Origin of the sequence: Nocardia sp. NPDC051832, from assembly GCF_040681285.1 — a bacterium.
In the GTDB taxonomy this organism is placed as follows: Bacteria; Actinomycetota; Actinomycetes; order Mycobacteriales; family Mycobacteriaceae; genus Nocardia.
Map to the genome: position 1 here is coordinate 558,031 of NZ_JBFAYL010000002.1, position 18,158 is coordinate 576,188.

An 18,158-nucleotide genomic window follows, 5' to 3' on the forward strand; every position below is an offset into this window, starting at 1 on the left:
GACGGTCTGCCCCGATCTCACAGCGGATCGCCACCCCGAGCTTGATGATTGCCAGAAGTTTGCTATTTGCTGTAATTATCTTCAAATGAGTGTGCGACATGAGGGTTTCCTCCGCTCCCCGCGGCGGCGATCGGGTAACGCTCGGGTAGTGGCGCTGTTCATGGGTGTGTCGCTAATGGTGATGGGATGTGCATCCGGTACGAATCACCAGGGTGGTGACGCGTCGCCGCAAAGTTCGGACACTCGTGCGGCGGATGCGAAAGCTGAAGAGGAGTGGGCGTATTCGGTCGGTCTCCAGAACTACGTGTTCGGGCTGCCACTGACCATCTTGGAGCGCGAGCGCAAGCTCCGGATGGATCCGGTCGCACTGGAGAAGGCCAAGGCATACGCCCCGGCCGCGCCGCTCAACCAGATCGGCCACATGAAGACCCTGGCCACGGCGGATACGAAAATGCCGTACACGCCGAACAACGACACCGTGTACAGCGGTGTGGGGTTCGAGCTGAAGGACGAGCCGATGATCCTGACCGCACCGGACATCCTCGACCGGTACTGGTCGGTCGAGGTCGCCGACACCTACACCAATAATGTGTTCTACCTCGGCACCCGGGCGACCGGCGGCAAGGGCGGCGACCACGCGTTCGTGGGACCGAACTGGCATGGTCAGCTGCCGCCGGGCGTGATCGAGCATCGGCTGCCGAACGATAGCGTGATGGTGGCGATCCGCATCGGCGTGATCCCCGGCAGCGCCACCGATCTCGCCGAAGTCAATGCGCTGCAAGAGAAGTTCACCACGACCGCGCTGTCCAACTGGAGTGATCCGGCCAAGCATGGTCAGGTCACAGTGCCGGATCTGGGGCCCCGCCCGAACTACACCGGCGATCTGGCGTTCTTCCAGACGATTGCCGATCTGGCGGCCGAGAATCCACCGGCGCCGGGCAACGAAGCGGCTATCGAACTGCTGCGCCGGGGTGGGATCACCCTGGGTAAGCCGATGGACGTCGACGCGCTCAGCGAACCGATGCGAACAGGTTTGGCGCGCGCCGCGGTCGATGGTCCGGATGTCATGTCCTGGAAGGTGAAGTACCGCGGCACCCCGTACCCAACGCGCTGGAACAATCTCGAGCCGGGCAACTACGGAGTCAACTACTTCGACCGAGCCGCCGGGTCGCTCGAAGGATTGTTCGTGCACGACCGCGACGAGGCCGAGTACTTCAGCTCCTACGAAGACGGCGACGCGAACCTGCTCGACGGATCACAAAGGTACGTCCTGCATTTCGACGCCGACCAGCTCCCGCCCACCCTGCCGCTCGGATTCTGGTCGATCACCATGTACGGCGCCGATTTCCAGCTGGTGAAAAACCCGATCGACCGGTACTCCATCGGTGACCGGACACCGGGCCTGACCAAGAATCCCGACGGATCGCTGGACATCTACATCCAGAACGAGCCACCGGCAGGGCACGAGAGCAACTGGCTGCCCTCGGCCGCCAGCGGACTGTTCCGCCTGAACTACCGCATCTACCTCCCCACGGGTGACGCGAAGGACCCCGCGGCCCTCGGCAAATACCTGCCCCCCATCAAGAAGACCAGCTGACACCACCGCTCCGCTGAGCATCTTCACCTGATTGCGCAGCGAGCATCGATGGAACCTCGGCACCCGTGGTCAGGGGTCTATTTGTTCCCTCGACGAGATTCGAACTCGCAACAACCGGCTCCTAATGCCGGCGCCTCTGCCAATTGGGCTACGAGGGAGCACGGATTGCCGCTCTTCCCGCTGAGCTACATCCGTAGGAAAACGAACTGTTCGGAGACGAAAAAAGGGTCACTCCTGGGCGTAGCCGCCGGAGTGACCCCACTGGGTCGTCTGCTGGTGCTGCGACCTCAGGGGCGGCTCCGGGTACGCGCGAGGCGAGCCTGGTAGCTGGCCGATAGACGGGCGAACCCATGCCAGGCGCCATCGAACGACGGCTGCCGCTGCTGCATGGTGTGCCGGATCATGGTGTCGCCCTTCCTGGTTGGTCGAAGTTTGCCTGCTATGACGCTAACACCCCAAATCGGTACGTGGAACACATTTTCCGGCGCGCCGTCTCAGATGTCCGCTCAGGTTTGCTGGCGAGGTTTGCTGGCGGGGGACCGGGTATACCTGCCCACCTGCGCCGATGTGGAATCATGGGGAGCAAATATCCGGCTAGCGGACAGAAATGGACAAATCGGGCAATATGGACGCCATGAGATTCCAAGCCGATCGGGCTGACGCATGCATGTGACCACCTTGACCTGGGTAATCACCGTGCTGGTGATCCTCGGTCTCTTCATTTTCGACTTCTTCGCCCACGTCCGCACCCCGCACGAGCCGACTTTCCGCGAATCCGGATTCTGGTCCGCGGTGTACATCGGGATCGCGCTGCTGTTCGGCGGGTTCGTCGCCTGGCAATGGGGCGGAACCTACGCCGGGGAGTACTACGCGGGCTTCGTCACCGAGAAAGCGCTCTCGGTGGACAACCTGTTCATCTTCCTCATCATCATGTCCACCTTCGCGGTGCCCCGGATCTACCAGCAGAAGGTGCTGCTGATCGGCATCGTGCTGGCGCTGGTGATGCGCGGCATCTTCATCGGGGTCGGCGCCGCCGCGATCAGCGCCTTCAGCTGGGTGTTCTATCTGTTCGGCGCGTTCCTCGTCTACACCGCCGCCAAGCTGCTCAAGGAGAGCGGCCACGAGGCGGAGGTCGAGGAGAAACGCGACAGCCGGATCGTCGCCCTCACCAAGCGGTTCCTGCCGACCACCGACGAATACCACGGCGACAAGCTGATCACCCGCATCGACGGCCGCCGCACCCTGACCCCGCTGCTGCTGGCGCTACTGGCCATCGGTTTCGCCGACCTGCTGTTCGCGCTGGACTCCATCCCCGCGATCTACGGCCTCACCGAGCAGCCGTACCTGGTGTTCACCGCCAACGCGTTTGCTCTGATGGGTCTGCGCCAGCTGTTCTTCCTCATCGGCGGACTACTGGATCGCCTGGTCTACTTGTCCTACGGCCTGGCCGCGATCCTCGCGTTCATCGGCGTGAAGCTGGTGCTGCACGCGCTGCACGAGAACACGCTGCCGTTCATCAACGGCGGCGAGCACGTCAGCGTCCCGGAGATCTCCACCCCGGTCTCGCTCGGTGTGATCCTCGGCATCCTGGTCATCGCGACCGTGGCCAGCCTGGCCAAGACTCGCGGCGCCGTGAAGCAGGACTAGATCCGCACGAAAAACCCGCGCACCTCGAGGGTGCGCGGGTTTTCGCGTCTCAGGCGCCGAAACGCTCGCCGATGGTCGGAGTCCACTCGACCACGCGAACCTCCTCGACCAGGTTCTCCCGCGCGAACGGGTCCGCCGCCAGCAGCTCCTTCAGCGCGGCCTCGCTCTCGGCCCGCCACAGCAGCAGCGCGCCGGACCCGTCACCGTAGGGGCCGCTGCACAGCATCGGGCCGGCCTCGGCCTGATCCGCGAGCCACGCCCGATGCTCGGGCCGGAAGGCGTCGCGACCGGCGACGGTGGCCTCGGCGTAGGTGTACTGGACGGCGAAAGTCGGCACTGGGTATCTCTTTCTCTCAAAGGGTGAGCAACATGCGAGTGTTGCCGAGCGTGTTCGGTTTCACATAGCTGAGGTCCAGGAACTCGGCGACACCGGTGTCGTAGGACCGGCACATCTCCGCGAACACCTCGGCGGTCACCGGTGTGCCCTCGATCTCGGCGAATCCGTGCCGGGTGAAAAAATCCACCTCGAAGGTGAGCACGAACAACCGGCGCAGCTCCAGCTGCCGGGCCACGGCGACGAGCCGATCGACGATCAGTTTCCCGACCCCCTGCCCCTTGACGTCGGGGTGCACCGCGACCGTGCGGACCTCGCCGAGATCGGCCCACAGCACATGCAGCGCGCCGCACCCGACGACCCGGCCGCCGACCTCGGCGACCCAGAACTCCTGCACCGCCTCGTACAGCGTGACCAGGTTCTTTTCCAGCAGGATCTTGCCCGCGTACACATCGACGAGGTTCTTGATCTCGGGGACATCGGAGGTTCGCGCGCGTCGCACCACCGGCGTGGCGGACTGCGCATCCATCGATGCGCCCGGATAGGCGTCGCTGGTCGAACCACCCTGTGGTCCCCGAGAGGTCATGGGGTGCACAGTAGTCGGGTCGGTTACCGATAGGCTGACCCTGTGCCGCACATCCCCTCGCTCCGATCGCCTCGCGCTGCCCGCGTGTGGGTCGGGGTGCGCGCGTCTTCGGTAGAGGCGGAGGCGTGAGCGTGCAGCCGGAAGAAATCGAGCAGCCGTGGGTGGAGCCGGTCCGCTCCGGGTTCGTGCCGGTGCACGCCGAGCCCAACGTGCCGCTGATGAACATCGCGAACGTGCTGACCATGTTCCGGATCGCGATCGTCCCGGTCTTCGTGCTCGCCCTGTTCGCCGGCGACGGCCACCACCCGGGCTGGCGGATCGCCGCGGCCGCGCTGTTCGGCATCGCCGCTATTACCGATCGCTTCGACGGGCAATTGGCTCGCAAATACGGATTGGTCACCGATTTCGGCAAGCTGGCCGACCCCATCGCGGACAAGGCGCTGATCGGTTCGGCCTTGATCGGGCTCTCGGCACTGGGCGATCTGGCGTGGTGGATCACCCTGGTCATCTGCGGCCGGGAAATCGGCGTCACTTTGCTGCGGTTGGTGGTCGTGCGCCGGGGCGTCATCCCCGCCGGGCGCGGCGGCAAGCTGAAGACGCTGGTCCAGTCGGTGGCCATCGCGGTGCTGCTGTTGCCGCTGACCGGTGGTTTCGTCACCGTCGGCATGGCGCTGATGTACCTCGCGGTCGCGCTGACCGTGCTCACCGGCCTCGATTATGTGGGCCAGGCGGCCCGGCTCTGGTTCGCGGGAGCGCACAGCACCCGATGAGCTCGGATCCGCTGTCCTCCGGTAGTCAGGCCGCCGACCTGGTGCGCGCGCTGGTTACCCACGGGCAGACCGTCGCCACCGCCGAATCTCTCACCGCCGGATTGCTTTCCGCCACCATTGCCGGCATTCCCGGCGCCAGCGCGGTGCTGCGCGGCGGCTTGGTGGTCTACGCGACGGATCTGAAGCATTCGCTGGCCGGAGTCAGCGCGGACACGCTGCGGACCGACGGCCCGGTCGCGGCGAGTACCGCCGAGCAACTCGCCGTCGGCGCCCGGACCAGGTGCGATGCCACCTGGGGCTGTGGCCTCACCGGCGTCGCCGGGCCCGATTCGCAGGACGGGCACCCGGTCGGCACGGTGTTCCTCGGCGTGTCCAGCCCGTGGCACACCGAGGTGATCCGGTTGCAACTCCCCGGCGACCGGTGGACTATCAGAATCGCCGCGACCCACATCGCGGTGCGGGAATTGCTCCGGTGCGTCCGAAGTGGCCTGACCGGGTAGCCGGTGAGATCACGAGGGCGGGAACTCACCGGGCGGCATCCGACGTTGTGCCAGAAAGAACGGGTGCGCGTCGGCGCCGGAGTTGCCGTGCGGGTCCGTTGGAGTGTGGACGGGGCGAGTGCCCGGTCCGCGCATACTGGGAGCGAAGGAGAACGTGATGACGCTGCTTCGAGAGGCGATCGGGGACAGTCTGCGGCGTGCACGCCTCGCCCAGCACCGGACCTTGCGCGAAGTGTCCACTTCAGCCCGGGTGAGCTTGGGGTACCTGTCCGAGGTCGAGAGAGGCCGCAAAGAGGCCTCCAGTGAGCTGCTCGCCGCCATCTGCGCGGCGCTGGACGTGCCGTTGTCGCGGGTGCTGTGGGATGTGAGCACGATCATGGCGGGCGCGGACGGCATCCCCGTCCCGGCCGAGGCCGTGCCCGCGAGCGAAGAGTCGGCCGCCGCGGCGGTCGAACCCGCGGCCGCCCCGGCCGGCGACACCGCCGCCGAGCCGACCGCCGCGACCGCCACCATGTCCGCGGCCGGTGCGCGTACTTCGCGCATCGCCGAGGACACTCGCATCGTTATTCCGGCCCCCAAGTCGGACATGCTGATCCTGGTGAAGAGCAACTAACTGAGAAGTTCTGGTGGACAACGGCGCCGCGATGCGGGCCGGGGTCCGGAACGGATAGATTTTCTCTAGATCGGTGGTTCGCTCGGGCCGGGTTCGCCCGGTCCGAGCGCCGCATGGTGGAGGATAGGCACAGACGGGTGCGTGACGGTCGCGCACCGACTACCGCGGGCAGCGGTAGGAGCACATGGAGGCGGGATCAATCGATGGCTAATCCGTTCGCAAAGGCCTGGAAATACCTGATGGCCCTCTTCGATTCGAAGATCGAGGAGCACGCGGATCCGAAGGTTCAGATCCAGCAGGCAATCGAGGAAGCCCAGCGCCAGCATCAGGCCCTGTCGCAGCAGGCCGCGTCGGTCATCGGCAACCAGCGTCAGCTGGAGATGAAGCTGAACCGGCAACTGGACGAGGTGGAGAAGCTCAACGCCAACGCCCGGCAGGCGGTCATGCTCGCCGACCAGGCGTCCGGCGCGGGCGACACCGAGAAGGCGATCCAATACACCAACGCCGCCGAGGCTTTCGCCGCGCAGCTGGTCACCGCCGAGCAGTCGGTGGAAGACCTGAAGGTGCTGCACGACCAGTCGCTGCAGGCCGCCGCGCAGGCCAAGAAGGCCGTCGAGCAGAACGCGATGATGCTGCAGCAGAAGGTCGCCGAGCGCACCAAGCTGCTCAGCCAGCTCGAGCAGGCCAAGATGCAGGAGCAGGTCAGCGCCTCGCTGCAGCAGATGGACTCCACCCTGTCCGCGCCCGGCAACACCCCAAGCCTGGACGCGGTCCGGGACAAGATCGAGCGCCGCTACGCCAATGCGCTGGGTTCGGCCGAGCTCGCGCAGAACTCGGTGCAGGGCCGCATGCTCGAGGTGCAGCAGGCCAGCATCCAGATGGCCGGCCACAACAAGCTCGAGCAGATCCGCGCCTCCATGCGCGGGGAGTCGCTGCCGGCCGGCGGCCAGCAGCAGGCGATCAACCCGGCTCAACCGCAGCCGGCGCAGACCGAGGTACGGTACGAGAAAGGCCAGGCGTAGGCATCGGTTCGACGCGCTAGGGAATTCTTCGATGAAGGTTGTGCCGGGGACACTATGAGCCGCAAGCGAACTCACCCGCAGTCCGGTCAGCGGCTGCCCGCCGTAGCGCCGGGATTCGGTGCGCCGCCGTCGAATCTGCCCGAATCCCTGCGCGAGGCCGGCGAGAGCGCGCTGACCGCGGTCCGTAAGTGGGCCGATCCGCGGGAACGGGAACTGCGTAAACGCCGTCGTGCGCGCAGGGCCAGTTACCAGCTCGGCACGGCCTCCGGGCTGACCACCGCGGGCGCCATCGGCCTGGTGGTCATCTCGGCGCCCGCCGCCGCCGTGGTGTTCCTCGGCGGGGTCGCGGTGGCGCTGGTCACCGGCGCCGCCTACACCACCCGTCGTTACCTGCGGCTGCGTGGCGCGCCGCTGCCGATGGCCGCGTACGTGCCGCGCAAGCAGCCGCCGCTGGGTTCGGTCGCTCGCCCCGCGATCGCACGGCTGGTCCAGGCGGAACGGGCGATGCACGGGCTGACGGCCGCGATCGGCCGTTCCAGCCGCCTGCCACAGGACGAATTCGCCGAGATGGTCGACACGGCCGCCTCGGGCGCGGAAGCGCTGCACGCGCTGGCCGTCGACATCGTGCAGATGGAACGCGCCCTGGTCGCCGTCGGCTCCGAGGCCGCGAAAGCCTTGCGCGGCAACGTGCAGTTCGCGGTGTCGCGCCTGGAAGCCGGCGTCGCGGAATACGAGCAGGTGGTGGCCGCCGCCGGCGGCGTGCTCGCGGTCCCCGAAACCCTGGTCGTGGCACACCAATTCGACACCATCGTGGCCGATCTGCGGCATGCCGCCGACCGGCTGGACGGCTGGGCGCAGGCCCTCACCGAGGTCGCCGACCAGCCGTTGGGGGCTACCACCCTGCAATTCGGCACGCCGACTCTGAATATTCAGGCGCCGACCGACCAGCAGCTCCGCTGATTGATCACCGCTACCGCTTGGTCAGCAGTCCGGTCACGGTGAACCGCGCGCCGTCGGCGTCCGTGCCGATGCTCTGGGCGACTTGATCGCCGCCCGCGGCGGCGATGGTGAAATATCGGAGGGTGACCGCCTGGTCCCGGACTGTGCAGGTCTGCACCGGTGGATCGAGTTTGGCGGTATTGCCTCGCGTCACCAATGTCCAGTGGCACCCGTCCGCGGTGCGTGCGGTGACCCGGTTGCCGAAATCCCTGGACAGCACGATAGATCCGGATTCCGGCCGTACCGCGGGCTTTCCGTCGGCGCCGAAGGTGAGTCTGGTGTTGGCCCCGCCGTAGGACGGATCCGGCGCGCCGTAATCCCAGGTACCCGTGAAGAGCGCTGAGCTGCCGGGATCGTATTCCTCGACCCGGCTGCGGGCCCCGCGGTCGAGGACGAATTCGTAGTCCGCGTCGGCATGATGGCTGATCGCGGTAATCGATTCGGTTTCGCGCCCCTCGGCGACCCGGACCGTCCACGCGGTGGTCGTGTAGGAGTAATTCGATGTCGGGTTGTGGCACAACTGATTCGGCGGGTCCAGGACCAGTGCGTCCGAGGTGACGCGGAACTGCCAGGTGCACCCGACATCGGTACGACCGGTGACACGGCCGGGTTCCGGCGAGGTGAAGACGATGTCGCCGATCTGCGGCCCCAGTGCGCCGCCGGCGGTGTTCAGCGTCGCGATGTTGGTCATCGCGGCCCGGTCGGGCAGGTCGTAGTTCCAGCGGCCCAGATACGGCCCGGGGTCGGGTTGTGCGGTCGCCTGCGGCGTGCAAGCGAGCAGTGTGGTCAGGGTTGTGGTCGCCACGAGGGCGGTCGCCAGTCGTCGTAAGTGCATGGCGGGTTATCCTTCACTGAGAAAAGCTAGATACTAGGTAACCTAATTGCTAGGAAACCTAGTTATTAGGATGCCGAGAGGAATCTGGAGTGTCAACGCGCAAAGGCGAATTGGTCGACGCGGTGCTTGCCGGATTCGGGCGGACCGCGGAACGAGCGCTCCGGATGAATCAGGTCGCGGCAGCCGAACTGGGTGTTAACGCCAGCGATATGCAGTGCCTTCAGCTGTTGCAGCAGGGCCCGCGCCCAGCCGGGGAGCTGGCGGCGTTGACCGGGCTCACCACGGCATCGATGACCGGAATGATCGATCGGCTGGAGAAGGCCGGGTTCGTCACCCGGGTCCGGGACGAGACCGATCGCCGTCGCGTCCTGGTGCACCTGCGGCTCGAGCGCGCCACGGCGGACATCGCGCCGATCTACCACCCGCTGCTGGGCCGCTGGCGCGGCGCGCTCGCGGACTACAGCGAACCGGAGCTGACTCTCATCGCGGATTTCCTCGCCCGGATCGAGCGGGGATTCGACGACGAGCTGTCCTGATTGTGAACTCGCATACCCCGACGGGTGCGGGATCGTCGAAGCTCCAAGGTTTCGCCGAGTAGGCGGGCTCGGGCGGGCGGCGCGCCTATCGTTCGGTCGTGGTTGGTTCGAATCAGCGGTGGCCGGGGCAGTTGCCCGCGGAAACGCCCCCGGCGCGGCAGCGCGGGACCGCGCGCGCCGGGATGATCGTGGCGGGCCTGCTGACGGCGACATTCGGGTTGGTGGCGCTGGCGGTCGTGGTGGTCGCCGAGACCGGCTCCGGGCCGATCGCGCTGGTGGATCAGGAACCGCTGCCGGCGCTGGGGACCGTCGGCTACGAGGTCACCGCGTCCACCGGGACCGCGCACAGCGTCGCCTACGTCGGCGGTGACAATCTGTTGCGGACCGAGGTGTCCACGCCGCTGCCGTGGAAGAAGCGGGTTACCAGCCCCACCCTGGCGCTGGCGCTGAATGCCCAGCGCAACGGTATCGGCGACATCACCTGCCGGATCACCGTCAACGGGCGCACCGTCGCCGAGCAGACCGCCAGCGGGTTGTACGCGGTGGTGAACTGCACCGCCCCCGTCCCCTAGTACCGCCGGGGTACCCGGGTCAGGGTCTTCCCGGATCTTTCACCGATATCGCCGCTGACCTGGTGATTTCCTGGCTGGAAGCTGTCAGAGTCGAAGGTGCGGATCGTTGGATGACGGTCCTGGAGACATTCGGAGGCAGTAATGCTGTGGAAGATCATCGGTGTGGTCGCGCTCGTCTGGATCGCGTTCATGGTTGTCGGTGCGCTCATCAAGGGTCTGTTCCCGATCCTGATGATCAGCGCCATCGTGTTCGGCCTGTACCTGCTGTACAAGGCGGTCACCGGGTCGGAGGAGAAGACCACCATCGACAAAATCTGAGCGAGTGCTTGAATGGTTCCTCGTGGAGCAGATTCCGGAGGACTGGCAGCGCGGCATCGTGATCGTCGCGCATCCCGACGACATCGAATACGGGGCCGCCGCCGCGGTGGCGCGCTGGACCGCGCAGGGCAAGGACATTCGCTATGTCCTGGTCACCAGCGGCGAGGCGGGCATGGCCGGGGTGCCGCCCGCCGAAGCGGGCCCGCTGCGGGAAGCCGAGGAGATCGCCGCCGCCAAGGCGGTCGGGGTGCACGTGGTCGAGTTCCTCGGCCACCCGGACGGCCGCGTCGTCGAGAGCCTGGAGTTGCGCCGCGACCTGGCCGCGGCGATCCGCCGGCATCAGCCGGAGATGGTGGTGCTGTTCAACTTCGGCGACACCTGGGCGCCGGGCTACGCGAACAGTGCCGACCACCGCGCGGTCGGTCGCGCCGCCCTCGACGCCATCTCCGACGCGGGCAACGAGTGGATCTTCCCCGAACTGGCGGAGCAGGCCCCGTGGTCGGCGCGCTGGGCCGCGGTCGCCGGTCCGAAGACCACGCACGCGGTCGATGTGAGCGCGCACCTGGACCAGGCCTTCGCCTCCCTCGCCGAACATCGTCGCTACCTGGAGATCTTGAGCGACGAACCCCTCGACGACCAGGTGCGGTTCATCGTCGACCGGGCTACCGGCCCGTTGGAAGGCTTCCCCGCCGAGCACGCCGTCGGCTTCGAGCTGTACTACTTCGCGAGCTGACCTACGGCCTCGTTCGGCGGCTGGGAGCGTGTGGCAGGCTGAGCCCATGCGTGTAGCCGTTGTCGCCGGGCCCGATCCCGGACATGCGTTTCCGGCGTTGGCGCTGTGTGAACGGTTCCTGGCCGCCGGTGACGAGCCGGTGCTGTTCACCGGCCCGCGCTGGTTCGAGGCCGCGAAGGACGCCGGGATCCCGGTGCGCAAGCTCAAGGGTCTCGCGCCGCGCACCGGGGAGAACGACGGCGATGCCGGACGGCGGATTCATGAACGCGCCGCGCACATTTCGACGGAGATCATGCCCGATCTGGGTGCGATGCTGCCGGAGCTGGTGGTGTCGGACGTGCTCACCGCGGGTGGCGGCATGGCGGCGGAACGGCTCGGTGTGCCGTGGGTGGAACTCTCCCCGCACCCGCTCTACCTGCCGTCGAAAGCGTTGCCGCCCATCGGCAGTGGTCTCGCGGTCGGCGAAGGCGTGCGCGGCAAGCTGCGGGACAACATCCTGCGCACCCTCACCGCCCGGGACGTCCGCAACGGCCTGCGGCAGCGCGAACAGGCCAGGGCGACCGTCGGTTTGCCCGCCACCGACCCGGGCCCCGCGCTGCGGTTGCTCGCCACCTTGCCCGCGCTGGAGGTGCCCCGGCCGGACTGGCCGGACAACGCCCACGTCATCGGGCCGCTGCTCTGGGAACCCACGAAGGAAATCCTGACCCCGCCCCCGGGCGACGACCCCTTGGTGATGGTCGCCCCGTCCACTGCCCATACCGGTGTCGCGGGCATGGTCGATGTAGTTCTGGAAGCGTTGACCGGAGCCGGTGTCCGCGTAGCCATTTCGATGCTCGACACCCCGCCCGCGGACCTGCCCTCCTGGGCGAGCGCCGGTCTGGGCCGCCAAGACGAACTGCTCTCGCACGCCGCCGTCTGCATCGGTGGCGGCGGCCACGGCTTGCTCGCGAAATCCCTGCTGGCGGGCGTCCCCGTCGTCACCGTCCCCGGCGGCGGCGACCAATGGGAACTCGCCAACCGCGCTGCCCGCCAAGGCAGTTCGATCATCATCCGCCCCCTCACCCCGGAAACGATCCGGGCGGCCGTGCACGCGATGCTCGATCACCCGCGATACGCCGCCGCCGCCGAGGCCGCCTCGATGACCCAAGCCGACGTCGCCGATCCCATCAAGCTCTGCCACCAGGTCCTGGACAACGTCTCAACCCAATAGGCCCTGCGCGGGCACCGTCACCTGCTCGGGATAGGCGTCCCGAGCCGCCGACGATCGCGAGTGCTTCGCCGTCGACGGGTGCTCTCCACTGCGGATTGTCGCGGGCAAGGCGGTCGAGCAGGGCGCCGAGGGAGCGGTCGTAGACGGTGGGCAGCCTGGTCGCCAGGAGGTCGTCGGGGGGTGTGGGTGATCAGGTTGCCCGGGTGGGGACGAGACGCGGGCGGGAGCGCGAGTATCTTGAACACGGTGCGGTTGACTGAGTTCCAGGAGCTGTTGCATACCGAGTTCGGGACGGCGCGTGGTGACGTGCTGCTGCGTGATCATGTGATTCCCGGGCTGGGGCGGACCGGCGCTGCCGCCATCGAGGCGGGTGTCGATCCGCGCGAGGTGTGGCGGGCGTTGTGTGCCGAGTTCGATGTGCCGAAGGTGCGCTGGTGACGGTGGCGTATCGGTTCGATGAGCGGCAGCGGATGATTCCGGTCGATCCGGAAGGGCTGGCGGCGCGCGTCGCCGCGGCCGAGCCCGGGGATTTCGCCGGATTCCGGCAGACCGGTATCGAGCTGATGCTGCTCGGGCGATTCGAGGAGGCCCTCGACCATCTGGATCGGGCGCTGGAGCTGGCCGACGCCGGATCGGCCGACGGATTGCGGTCGGGGGAGCAGCGCCGGATTTCGGTGTGGATCAATCTCGGCGACGTCTACCGGTACCAAGGCGATGTGGCCACCGCCGAAGAGCTGTACAGCCGGGCGGTGGACGCGGCCCGGGCGTGCGCGCCGGCCTCGGAGTTGCTGTCGTTCGCGGTGCAGCATCTGGGTAAGGCGCTGGCCGAACAGGGCCGATTGGGCGAGGCGCGGACCTTGCTCGTCGAGGCTCAGCATCTGCGCATCGCCGAGGGCGACGCCGAGCTCATCGAGTCGACGCGGGTCGCGCTGGAAACCTTGGAGCAGTTGCCGATTCCGCTGCCGCCCGCGATCGTGGCGCTGGTGGGGGAGACGCCCACGTTCTCCGACGAGCACGAAGGGCAGAGCGGGGGCGTCGCTTTCGTCAACGGCAGCTATTGGATGAAGCGCGGACCGCGCGCCGCCGCCGAGCACGATCGGCTGAAGTGGTTGCAGGGCCTGGGAATTCGCCTACCTGATATCGCCGCCTTCGACGCCGATGTGCTGGTACTCGCCGACGCGGGTGTGCCGAGTCTCGCCGCGCGCGGCCACGATTATGACGATGAAGGCGAGGCGGCCACGGCGGTAGTTGCTGGCGCCGGAGGTCCGTCGGTCGGCGCGATCATGGGCACTCTGCTGCGCCGTCTGCACAGCATCCCGATCGAGGAGTGTCCCTTCGATGGGCGGCTCGAGATTGCCTTGGCGCACGCGCGCAGAATGGTGCTCGAAGGCCTGGTCGACGCCGAGGACTTCGACGACGACAACCAGGAGCAGACGCCGGAGCAGGTGCTGGCGCGACTGCACGAGGAACGCCCTGAGGAGACGGATCTCGTTGTCGCACACGGCGATTTCACCTCCGCCAATGTGCTGGAGGGCGAGATCTTGATCGACGTCGGCGCGCTCGGTGTCGCCGATCGCTACCGGGATCTGGCGCTCGCCGCGCGTGATCTGAGCGGCCACCACAGCGCGGACGAGGTTACAGCGTTCTTCGCTGCCTACGGAGTACCCGAACCCGACCAGCGCCGCCTGGACTACTACCGGTTGCTCGACGAATTGTTCTAGCTACTGCTTCGCGTAGTGCCGCGCCGCTTTGGTGCGGTTGCCGCAGGTCGCCATCGAATGCCAGCGTCGCGTCCCGTTCTTGGACGTGTCGTAGAAGAAGAGCACGCACTGCGGATGTGCGCACTGCCGGATTCGATCAGGGTTGCGTTCGAGCAGTTGTAGCAGGTTGTCGGCGGCGAGCCAGCCGGGTAGCCAGGCGGGATCGGCGACATCCGGCACCCCCGTGGGGCCGGATTCGGTGAGCACGCGGCGGATCCGCCCGTGGTCCAGGATCTCGTTGAGCGCCGTGTGATCGGCGTGCCGCACGGTGTCGTAGAGCGCGGAACGGGCGGCGAGGACCGCCTCCAGGGTGCGCTCGTCCGCCGGGGCGCTGATCCCGGCCGAGGTCAGCCAGATCTCCAGACCGGTCACGCCGGTCAGGAGATCTTGCGGTCCGTTGTCCATCCACCGGGTGTTGAGCAGGTCCAGCGCGAGTGGTTCACCGAGGTGGGGGCGTGGATCGAGCATGCCTGAGATTAGCGGTCTCTTTCGGGTCGATGCGGCAGCCACCGCGTTCTAACTACTTAAAGTAAGTTTACCGGTTGACCGCAAGGGTGCCTCGGGGCTAAGTTCTAACCAGTAATTCAATAGACACTGGTTAAACACCCTGGAGGCTCGTTCATGACCACCGCCCAGCTCGTCACCGGCCACATCGGACTCAACGTCTCCGACCTGGACCGCTCGGTCGAGTTCTATCGCCGCGCACTGGGTTTCGAGCAGCTCGGCGTCAGCGCCGACGACACCCAGCGCTGGGCCTTCCTCGGCGTCGACGGCGCGCTGGTCCTCACGCTGTGGCAGCAGTCCGCGGGCACGTTCTCCACCGAAACCCCTGGCCTGCACCACCTTTCGTTTCAGGTCGACACCCTCGAGCAGGTCCGCGCCCTCGAAGCCGGGCTGCGCGAGCTGAACGTGACCTTCGCCCACGAGGGCGTGGTCGCGCATGGCGAAGGCGCCTCCTCCGGCGGCATCTTCTTCACCGACCCCGACGGAATCCGGCTCGAGATCTACGCCCCGACCGGCGCCGAATCCGCGCCCGCCCCGACCGGCGCCGCTCCGACGTGCGGGTTCTTCTGAGCCCGTTCGAGTTTGCCGGGCGCTGAGGCGGGCAGATCTGCCTCATGAGCGCAGACGAACAACAGACCCAGCGACAGCAGCGGGAACGGGGCGCGGCGGAGGCGGTTCCAGAGCCGGAAGTCGAGGACAAGCACCGGGATCAGGCCGAGGAATTGGCCGAGACCTACCAGGACGACCGGCCGCACACGATCTTGCCCGGCACCGACGGGATGATCGCCGGCACCGCCGTCGCCGACTGGGTGGCGGAGAAGGACCGCGGGCAGCGTGACAACCAGCCGCCCGACGATTACGAACGCGTCCGGGACCGGAGGAGCAGCGAGTAGGACGGCGAACGCCCGTTCTTCTGGCCGCTCGACCGGACCCGTCCGAACAGCAGGCAGGACAGGAGAATGGGGATGGCTCCCTTCCATTCCGGCGAGCTCGCCGTGCAAGAACGCATGGGCCAGGCGCACATCGCCCAGCGCGTCGGCCGCATGATCCAGGCCGAGATTCCCGCGGTGGCAGCGGATTTCCTCGCCGAACAGCCGATGGTGGTGCTCGGCGCGGCGGACGCCGCCGGCCGCCTGTGGGCGAGTCAGCCGGTGGGACCGCCGGGTTTCGTCCAGGTCGTCGATGCGGAAACCGTCACGGTAGCCGCCGGATTCGCGCCCGGGGATCCCCTACGCGCGGCCTTGAACGAACCGGCCCGGATCGGCATGATCGCCCTGCAACCGCGGCGCCGCAGGCGGATGCGGCTCAACGGGCGCGCCGAACCCGTCGCCGGCGGGCTGCGGATCGCCGCCGATCAGGTGTACTCGAACTGCCCGAAGTACATCTCCCGCAGGCAGATCGAGTCCTATCGGCCCCAGGATTCGCCGCCCCGGCGCGGGACCGAACTCGATGCGGCGCAGCAGGCGGCGATCGCCGCGGCCGATACTTTTTTCGTCGCCTCCGCCGATGCCGACGGCAACGCCGACGCCTCGCATCGCGGCGGGAATCCTGGATTCCTGCAGGTGCTTTCGCCGACCCGCTTGCGCTGGCCCGACTATCAGGGCAACTCGATGTTCATGACGCTGGGCAATCTGGCTGTCAATCCGCGCTGCGGCGTGCTGATCCCGGACTGGGCGACCGGCGGTGCGCTGCAACTCACCGGCACCGCTGAATTGAACTGGGAATCCGGCACGTTCGCGACCGGATCGCAGTGCTCGATCGACTTCACCCTGACCGAGATCGTCGAATCCCGGGGACCGCTGCGCTGGGGTCCGGCGGAATTCTCGCCGGTCAATCCCGCGGTGGAATAACGCGACCAGCTCGCGACTTGCTCTCCCACACCTCCGAAGTAAGGACCTGCCATGCGACCACCGCTGCCCCCGTTCGATCTGGCCTCCGCGCAGGCCAAGGTCCGAGCCGCCGAAAATGCCTGGAACACCCGTGATCCCGAACGCGTCGCCGCCGCGTATACCGAGGACTCGGTGTGGCGCAATCGCGACGAGTTCTTCACCGGCCGCGCCGCCATCGTGGAGTTCCTCACCCGCAAATGGCAGGTCGAGAACGGGTACGCCCTGCGCAAGGACCTCTGGGCGTTCGAGGGCAACCGCATCGCGGTGCGCTTCCAGTACGAATGGCACGACGAAACCGGCCAGTGGTGGCGCAGTTACGGCAACGAGCAGTGGGAATTCACGCCCGAGGGCCTGATGTCGCGGCGCGAGGCCAGCATCAACGACGTCCGGATCGCGGCGGCCGAACGCCGGATTCTCGGCGCTCGCACACCCGGGGAGGACGCGGACCCGCTCCCGCAGCGGTAACCTAGCTGCGGCTTTGCGTAGAGATTGCCGCGTGTCGGAAGTCGTGGAGCGTGTCGTGGGGCGCGTCGCTTGACTCGAACAGGTGTTCGTCTAATCTGGTCGCCAGAACTTGTCGGTGCCGCCCTCTACTGTGGGCGCCAACCAAGCAACAGGACTTACCCATCGAAAAGGGGATCACGACATGGCACCACAGGCTTACGACCGCGACAAGGCCCTCGATCTGGCGCTGGCCCAGGTGGAGAAGAGCTTCGGTAAGGGCGCGGTCATGCGTCTGGGTGAGGAAGCCCGCCAGCCGATCTCGGTGATCCCCACCGGTTCCATCGCGCTGGATGTGGCGCTGGGCATCGGCGGTCTGCCGCGTGGTCGTGTCGTGGAGATCTACGGTCCGGAATCCTCGGGTAAGACCACGGTCGCGCTGCACGCGGTGGCCAACGCCCAGGCCGCCGGCGGTGTCGCCGCGTTCATCGACGCCGAGCACGCGCTCGATCCCGATTACGCCCGCAAGCTGGGCGTCGATACCGACGCGCTGCTGGTCTCCCAGCCGGACACCGGTGAGCAGGCGCTGGAAATCGCCGACATGCTGATCCGTTCCGGCGCACTGGACATCATCGTCATCGACTCGGTGGCCGCGCTGGTGCCGCGCGCCGAGATCGAGGGCGAGATGGGCGACAGCCACGTCGGCCTGCAGGCCCGCCTGATGAGCCAGGCGCTGCGCAAGATGACCGGCGCCATGAACAACTCCGGCACCACCGCCATCTTCATCAACCAGCTGCGCGAGAAGATCGGCGTCATGTTCGGCTCGCCCGAGACCACCACCGGCGGTAAGGCGCTGAAGTTCTACGCCTCGGTCCGCCTGGATGTGCGTCGCATCGAAACCCTCAAGGACGGCACCGACGCGGTCGGCAACCGCACCCGCGTCAAGGTCGTGAAGAACAAGGTCTCGCCGCCGTTCAAGCAGGCCGAGTTCGATATCCTCTACGGCCACGGCATTTCCCGTGAGGGTTCGCTCATCGACATGGGTGTCGAGCACGGCTTCGTCCGCAAGTCCGGCTCCTGGTACACCTACGAGGGCGACCAGCTGGGTCAGGGCAAGGAGAACGCCCGCAAGTTCCTGCTGGAGAACGTCGACATCTGCAACGAGATCGAGAAGAAGATCAAGGAGAAGCTCGGCATCGGCGCCGATCTGACCGCCGAGGCTCCCGAAGTTCCCGCGGACTTCTGAGCTGTTGAACGAGCCGAGTATGGGCAAAGCAGCATCGAACCCGATG

23 protein-coding genes and 1 tRNA gene are annotated in these 18,158 nt (G+C 67.1%); 19 read left to right on the top strand and 5 right to left on the bottom strand.

All coding sequences use genetic code 11. The annotated features are described in order from the left end of the window. The first annotated feature begins 304 nt into the window (after window positions 1-304). On the top strand, window positions 305-1,597 hold the full coding sequence (locus tag AB0M14_RS12475; protein ID WP_364992950.1) for a DUF1254 domain-containing protein: 1,293 nt from the start codon (window positions 305-307) through the stop codon (window positions 1,595-1,597). An 84-nt stretch (window positions 1,598-1,681) separates the two neighbouring features. Here the strand turns inward: AB0M14_RS12475 and AB0M14_RS12480 are convergent. Next, window positions 1,682-1,755 (bottom strand) — tRNA-Leu (locus AB0M14_RS12480). Window positions 1,756-2,260: 505 nt separating this feature from the next. Here AB0M14_RS12480 and AB0M14_RS12485 point away from each other — a divergent pair. Continuing rightward, window positions 2,261-3,244, top strand: a complete 984-nt coding sequence (locus tag AB0M14_RS12485) for a TerC family protein (protein WP_364992954.1) — start codon at window positions 2,261-2,263, stop codon at window positions 3,242-3,244. A 49-nt stretch (window positions 3,245-3,293) separates the two neighbouring features. Here the strand turns inward: AB0M14_RS12485 and AB0M14_RS12490 are convergent, their stop codons facing one another. Further along, on the bottom strand, window positions 3,294-3,581 hold the full coding sequence (locus tag AB0M14_RS12490) for a YciI family protein (protein WP_364992957.1): 288 nt from the start codon (window positions 3,579-3,581) through the stop codon (window positions 3,294-3,296). 16 nt (window positions 3,582-3,597) lie between these two features. Then, window positions 3,598-4,107, bottom strand: coding sequence for an amino-acid N-acetyltransferase (locus AB0M14_RS12495; protein ID WP_364995693.1), 510 nt, complete (start codon window positions 4,105-4,107; stop codon window positions 3,598-3,600). 218 nt (window positions 4,108-4,325) lie between these two features. Here AB0M14_RS12495 and pgsA point away from each other — a divergent pair, with 218 nt between their 5' ends. The 5 genes from pgsA (at window position 4,326) to AB0M14_RS12520 (ending at window position 8,029) form a co-directional block, all read left to right on the top strand. Further along, window positions 4,326-4,934, top strand: coding sequence for a CDP-diacylglycerol--glycerol-3-phosphate 3-phosphatidyltransferase (pgsA, locus tag AB0M14_RS12500; RefSeq protein ID WP_364995695.1), 609 nt, complete (start codon window positions 4,326-4,328; stop codon window positions 4,932-4,934). After that, window positions 4,931-5,434, top strand: coding sequence for a CinA family protein (locus AB0M14_RS12505; RefSeq protein ID WP_364992961.1), 504 nt, complete (start codon window positions 4,931-4,933; stop codon window positions 5,432-5,434). The genes pgsA and AB0M14_RS12505 overlap by 4 nt, the downstream gene beginning before the upstream one ends. Before the next feature lie 154 nt (window positions 5,435-5,588). Next, the gene (locus tag AB0M14_RS12510; protein ID WP_364992964.1) at window positions 5,589-6,047 is read left to right on the top strand and encodes a helix-turn-helix transcriptional regulator; all 459 of its coding nucleotides are present in this window, start codon (window positions 5,589-5,591) and stop codon (window positions 6,045-6,047) included. 203 nt (window positions 6,048-6,250) lie between these two features. Next, window positions 6,251-7,069 carry a phage shock protein PspA gene (gene pspA, locus AB0M14_RS12515; protein WP_364992967.1) on the top strand — a complete coding sequence of 273 codons (819 nt, stop codon included), beginning with the start codon at window positions 6,251-6,253 and terminating at the stop codon, window positions 7,067-7,069. Between the two features lie 54 nt (window positions 7,070-7,123). Further along, window positions 7,124-8,029: a hypothetical protein gene (locus AB0M14_RS12520; protein ID WP_364992969.1), complete on the top strand. Its 906-nt coding sequence runs from the start codon at window positions 7,124-7,126 to the stop codon at window positions 8,027-8,029. A gap of 10 nt (window positions 8,030-8,039) precedes the next feature. On the opposite strand, the gene AB0M14_RS12525 is transcribed toward AB0M14_RS12520, so the two are convergent. Further along, window positions 8,040-8,903, bottom strand: coding sequence for a hypothetical protein (locus AB0M14_RS12525; RefSeq protein WP_364992972.1), 864 nt, complete (start codon window positions 8,901-8,903; stop codon window positions 8,040-8,042). Between the two features lie 89 nt (window positions 8,904-8,992). Between AB0M14_RS12525 and AB0M14_RS12530 the strand changes: the two genes are divergently transcribed. From AB0M14_RS12530 to AB0M14_RS12560, 7 genes are all read left to right on the top strand, one after another. Then, entirely contained in the window at window positions 8,993-9,439 is a 447-nt protein-coding gene (locus AB0M14_RS12530) for a MarR family transcriptional regulator (RefSeq protein WP_364992975.1), read from the top strand. A 98-nt stretch (window positions 9,440-9,537) separates the two neighbouring features. Continuing rightward, entirely contained in the window at window positions 9,538-10,011 is a 474-nt protein-coding gene (locus AB0M14_RS12535; RefSeq protein ID WP_364992977.1) for an MmpS family transport accessory protein, read from the top strand. A gap of 141 nt (window positions 10,012-10,152) precedes the next feature. Next, window positions 10,153-10,329 (top strand): hypothetical protein, encoded by a 177-nt coding sequence (locus tag AB0M14_RS12540; RefSeq protein WP_364992979.1) that lies wholly within the window; start codon window positions 10,153-10,155, stop codon window positions 10,327-10,329. Between the two features lie 22 nt (window positions 10,330-10,351). Further along, complete coding sequence (locus AB0M14_RS12545) at window positions 10,352-11,062, top strand: PIG-L deacetylase family protein (protein WP_364995698.1); 711 nt, start codon at window positions 10,352-10,354, stop codon at window positions 11,060-11,062. A gap of 46 nt (window positions 11,063-11,108) precedes the next feature. Further along, complete coding sequence (locus tag AB0M14_RS12550) at window positions 11,109-12,272, top strand: nucleotide disphospho-sugar-binding domain-containing protein (RefSeq protein WP_364992982.1); 1,164 nt, start codon at window positions 11,109-11,111, stop codon at window positions 12,270-12,272. A gap of 246 nt (window positions 12,273-12,518) precedes the next feature. Then, complete coding sequence (locus AB0M14_RS12555) at window positions 12,519-12,710, top strand: DUF3046 domain-containing protein (protein WP_356981480.1); 192 nt, start codon at window positions 12,519-12,521, stop codon at window positions 12,708-12,710. Then, window positions 12,707-13,993 carry a phosphotransferase gene (locus tag AB0M14_RS12560; RefSeq protein WP_364992985.1) on the top strand — a complete coding sequence of 429 codons (1,287 nt, stop codon included), beginning with the start codon at window positions 12,707-12,709 and terminating at the stop codon, window positions 13,991-13,993. Before AB0M14_RS12555 ends, AB0M14_RS12560 begins: the two co-directional genes overlap by 4 nt. Here the strand turns inward: AB0M14_RS12560 and AB0M14_RS12565 are convergent, their stop codons facing one another. Continuing rightward, the gene (locus tag AB0M14_RS12565; RefSeq protein ID WP_364992988.1) at window positions 13,994-14,500 is read right to left on the bottom strand and encodes a CGNR zinc finger domain-containing protein; all 507 of its coding nucleotides are present in this window, start codon (window positions 14,498-14,500) and stop codon (window positions 13,994-13,996) included. A gap of 153 nt (window positions 14,501-14,653) precedes the next feature. Between AB0M14_RS12565 and AB0M14_RS12570 the strand changes: the two genes are divergently transcribed. From AB0M14_RS12570 to recA, 5 genes are all read left to right on the top strand, one after another. Beyond that, window positions 14,654-15,106: a VOC family protein gene (locus tag AB0M14_RS12570; protein ID WP_364992990.1), complete on the top strand. Its 453-nt coding sequence runs from the start codon at window positions 14,654-14,656 to the stop codon at window positions 15,104-15,106. A gap of 44 nt (window positions 15,107-15,150) precedes the next feature. Next, window positions 15,151-15,429 carry a hypothetical protein gene (locus AB0M14_RS12575; RefSeq protein ID WP_364992992.1) on the top strand — a complete coding sequence of 93 codons (279 nt, stop codon included), beginning with the start codon at window positions 15,151-15,153 and terminating at the stop codon, window positions 15,427-15,429. Window positions 15,430-15,501: 72 nt separating this feature from the next. Then, complete coding sequence (locus AB0M14_RS12580; protein ID WP_364992995.1) at window positions 15,502-16,386, top strand: pyridoxamine 5'-phosphate oxidase family protein; 885 nt, start codon at window positions 15,502-15,504, stop codon at window positions 16,384-16,386. Window positions 16,387-16,437: 51 nt separating this feature from the next. Beyond that, window positions 16,438-16,890 (top strand): nuclear transport factor 2 family protein, encoded by a 453-nt coding sequence (locus tag AB0M14_RS12585; protein ID WP_364992998.1) that lies wholly within the window; start codon window positions 16,438-16,440, stop codon window positions 16,888-16,890. A 181-nt stretch (window positions 16,891-17,071) separates the two neighbouring features. Next, window positions 17,072-18,112, top strand: coding sequence for a recombinase RecA (recA, locus tag AB0M14_RS12590; RefSeq protein ID WP_364993001.1), 1,041 nt, complete (start codon window positions 17,072-17,074; stop codon window positions 18,110-18,112). The last annotated feature ends 46 nt before the right edge of the window (window positions 18,113-18,158 follow it).

What these genes read in the sequence shown, in the direction of transcription:
- AB0M14_RS12485 (WP_364992954.1), top strand. Translation starts at nt 2,261, where the DNA reads ATGCATGTGACCACCTTGACCTGGGTAATCACCGTGCTGGTGATCCTC.
- AB0M14_RS12495 (WP_364995693.1), bottom strand. Translation starts at nt 4,107, where the DNA reads ATGGATGCGCAGTCCGCCACGCCGGTGGTGCGACGCGCGCGAACCTCC.
- AB0M14_RS12505 (WP_364992961.1), top strand. Translation starts at nt 4,931, where the DNA reads ATGAGCTCGGATCCGCTGTCCTCCGGTAGTCAGGCCGCCGACCTGGTG.
- pspA (WP_364992967.1), top strand. Translation starts at nt 6,251, where the DNA reads ATGGCTAATCCGTTCGCAAAGGCCTGGAAATACCTGATGGCCCTCTTC.
- AB0M14_RS12520 (WP_364992969.1), top strand. Translation starts at nt 7,124, where the DNA reads ATGAGCCGCAAGCGAACTCACCCGCAGTCCGGTCAGCGGCTGCCCGCC.
- AB0M14_RS12525 (WP_364992972.1), bottom strand. Translation starts at nt 8,903, where the DNA reads ATGCACTTACGACGACTGGCGACCGCCCTCGTGGCGACCACAACCCTG.
- AB0M14_RS12540 (WP_364992979.1), top strand. Translation starts at nt 10,153, where the DNA reads ATGCTGTGGAAGATCATCGGTGTGGTCGCGCTCGTCTGGATCGCGTTC.
- AB0M14_RS12550 (WP_364992982.1), top strand. Translation starts at nt 11,109, where the DNA reads ATGCGTGTAGCCGTTGTCGCCGGGCCCGATCCCGGACATGCGTTTCCG.
- AB0M14_RS12565 (WP_364992988.1), bottom strand. Translation starts at nt 14,500, where the DNA reads ATGCTCGATCCACGCCCCCACCTCGGTGAACCACTCGCGCTGGACCTG.
- AB0M14_RS12570 (WP_364992990.1), top strand. Translation starts at nt 14,654, where the DNA reads ATGACCACCGCCCAGCTCGTCACCGGCCACATCGGACTCAACGTCTCC.
- AB0M14_RS12575 (WP_364992992.1), top strand. Translation starts at nt 15,151, where the DNA reads ATGAGCGCAGACGAACAACAGACCCAGCGACAGCAGCGGGAACGGGGC.
- AB0M14_RS12580 (WP_364992995.1), top strand. Translation starts at nt 15,502, where the DNA reads ATGGCTCCCTTCCATTCCGGCGAGCTCGCCGTGCAAGAACGCATGGGC.
- AB0M14_RS12585 (WP_364992998.1), top strand. Translation starts at nt 16,438, where the DNA reads ATGCGACCACCGCTGCCCCCGTTCGATCTGGCCTCCGCGCAGGCCAAG.
- recA (WP_364993001.1), top strand. Translation starts at nt 17,072, where the DNA reads ATGGCACCACAGGCTTACGACCGCGACAAGGCCCTCGATCTGGCGCTG.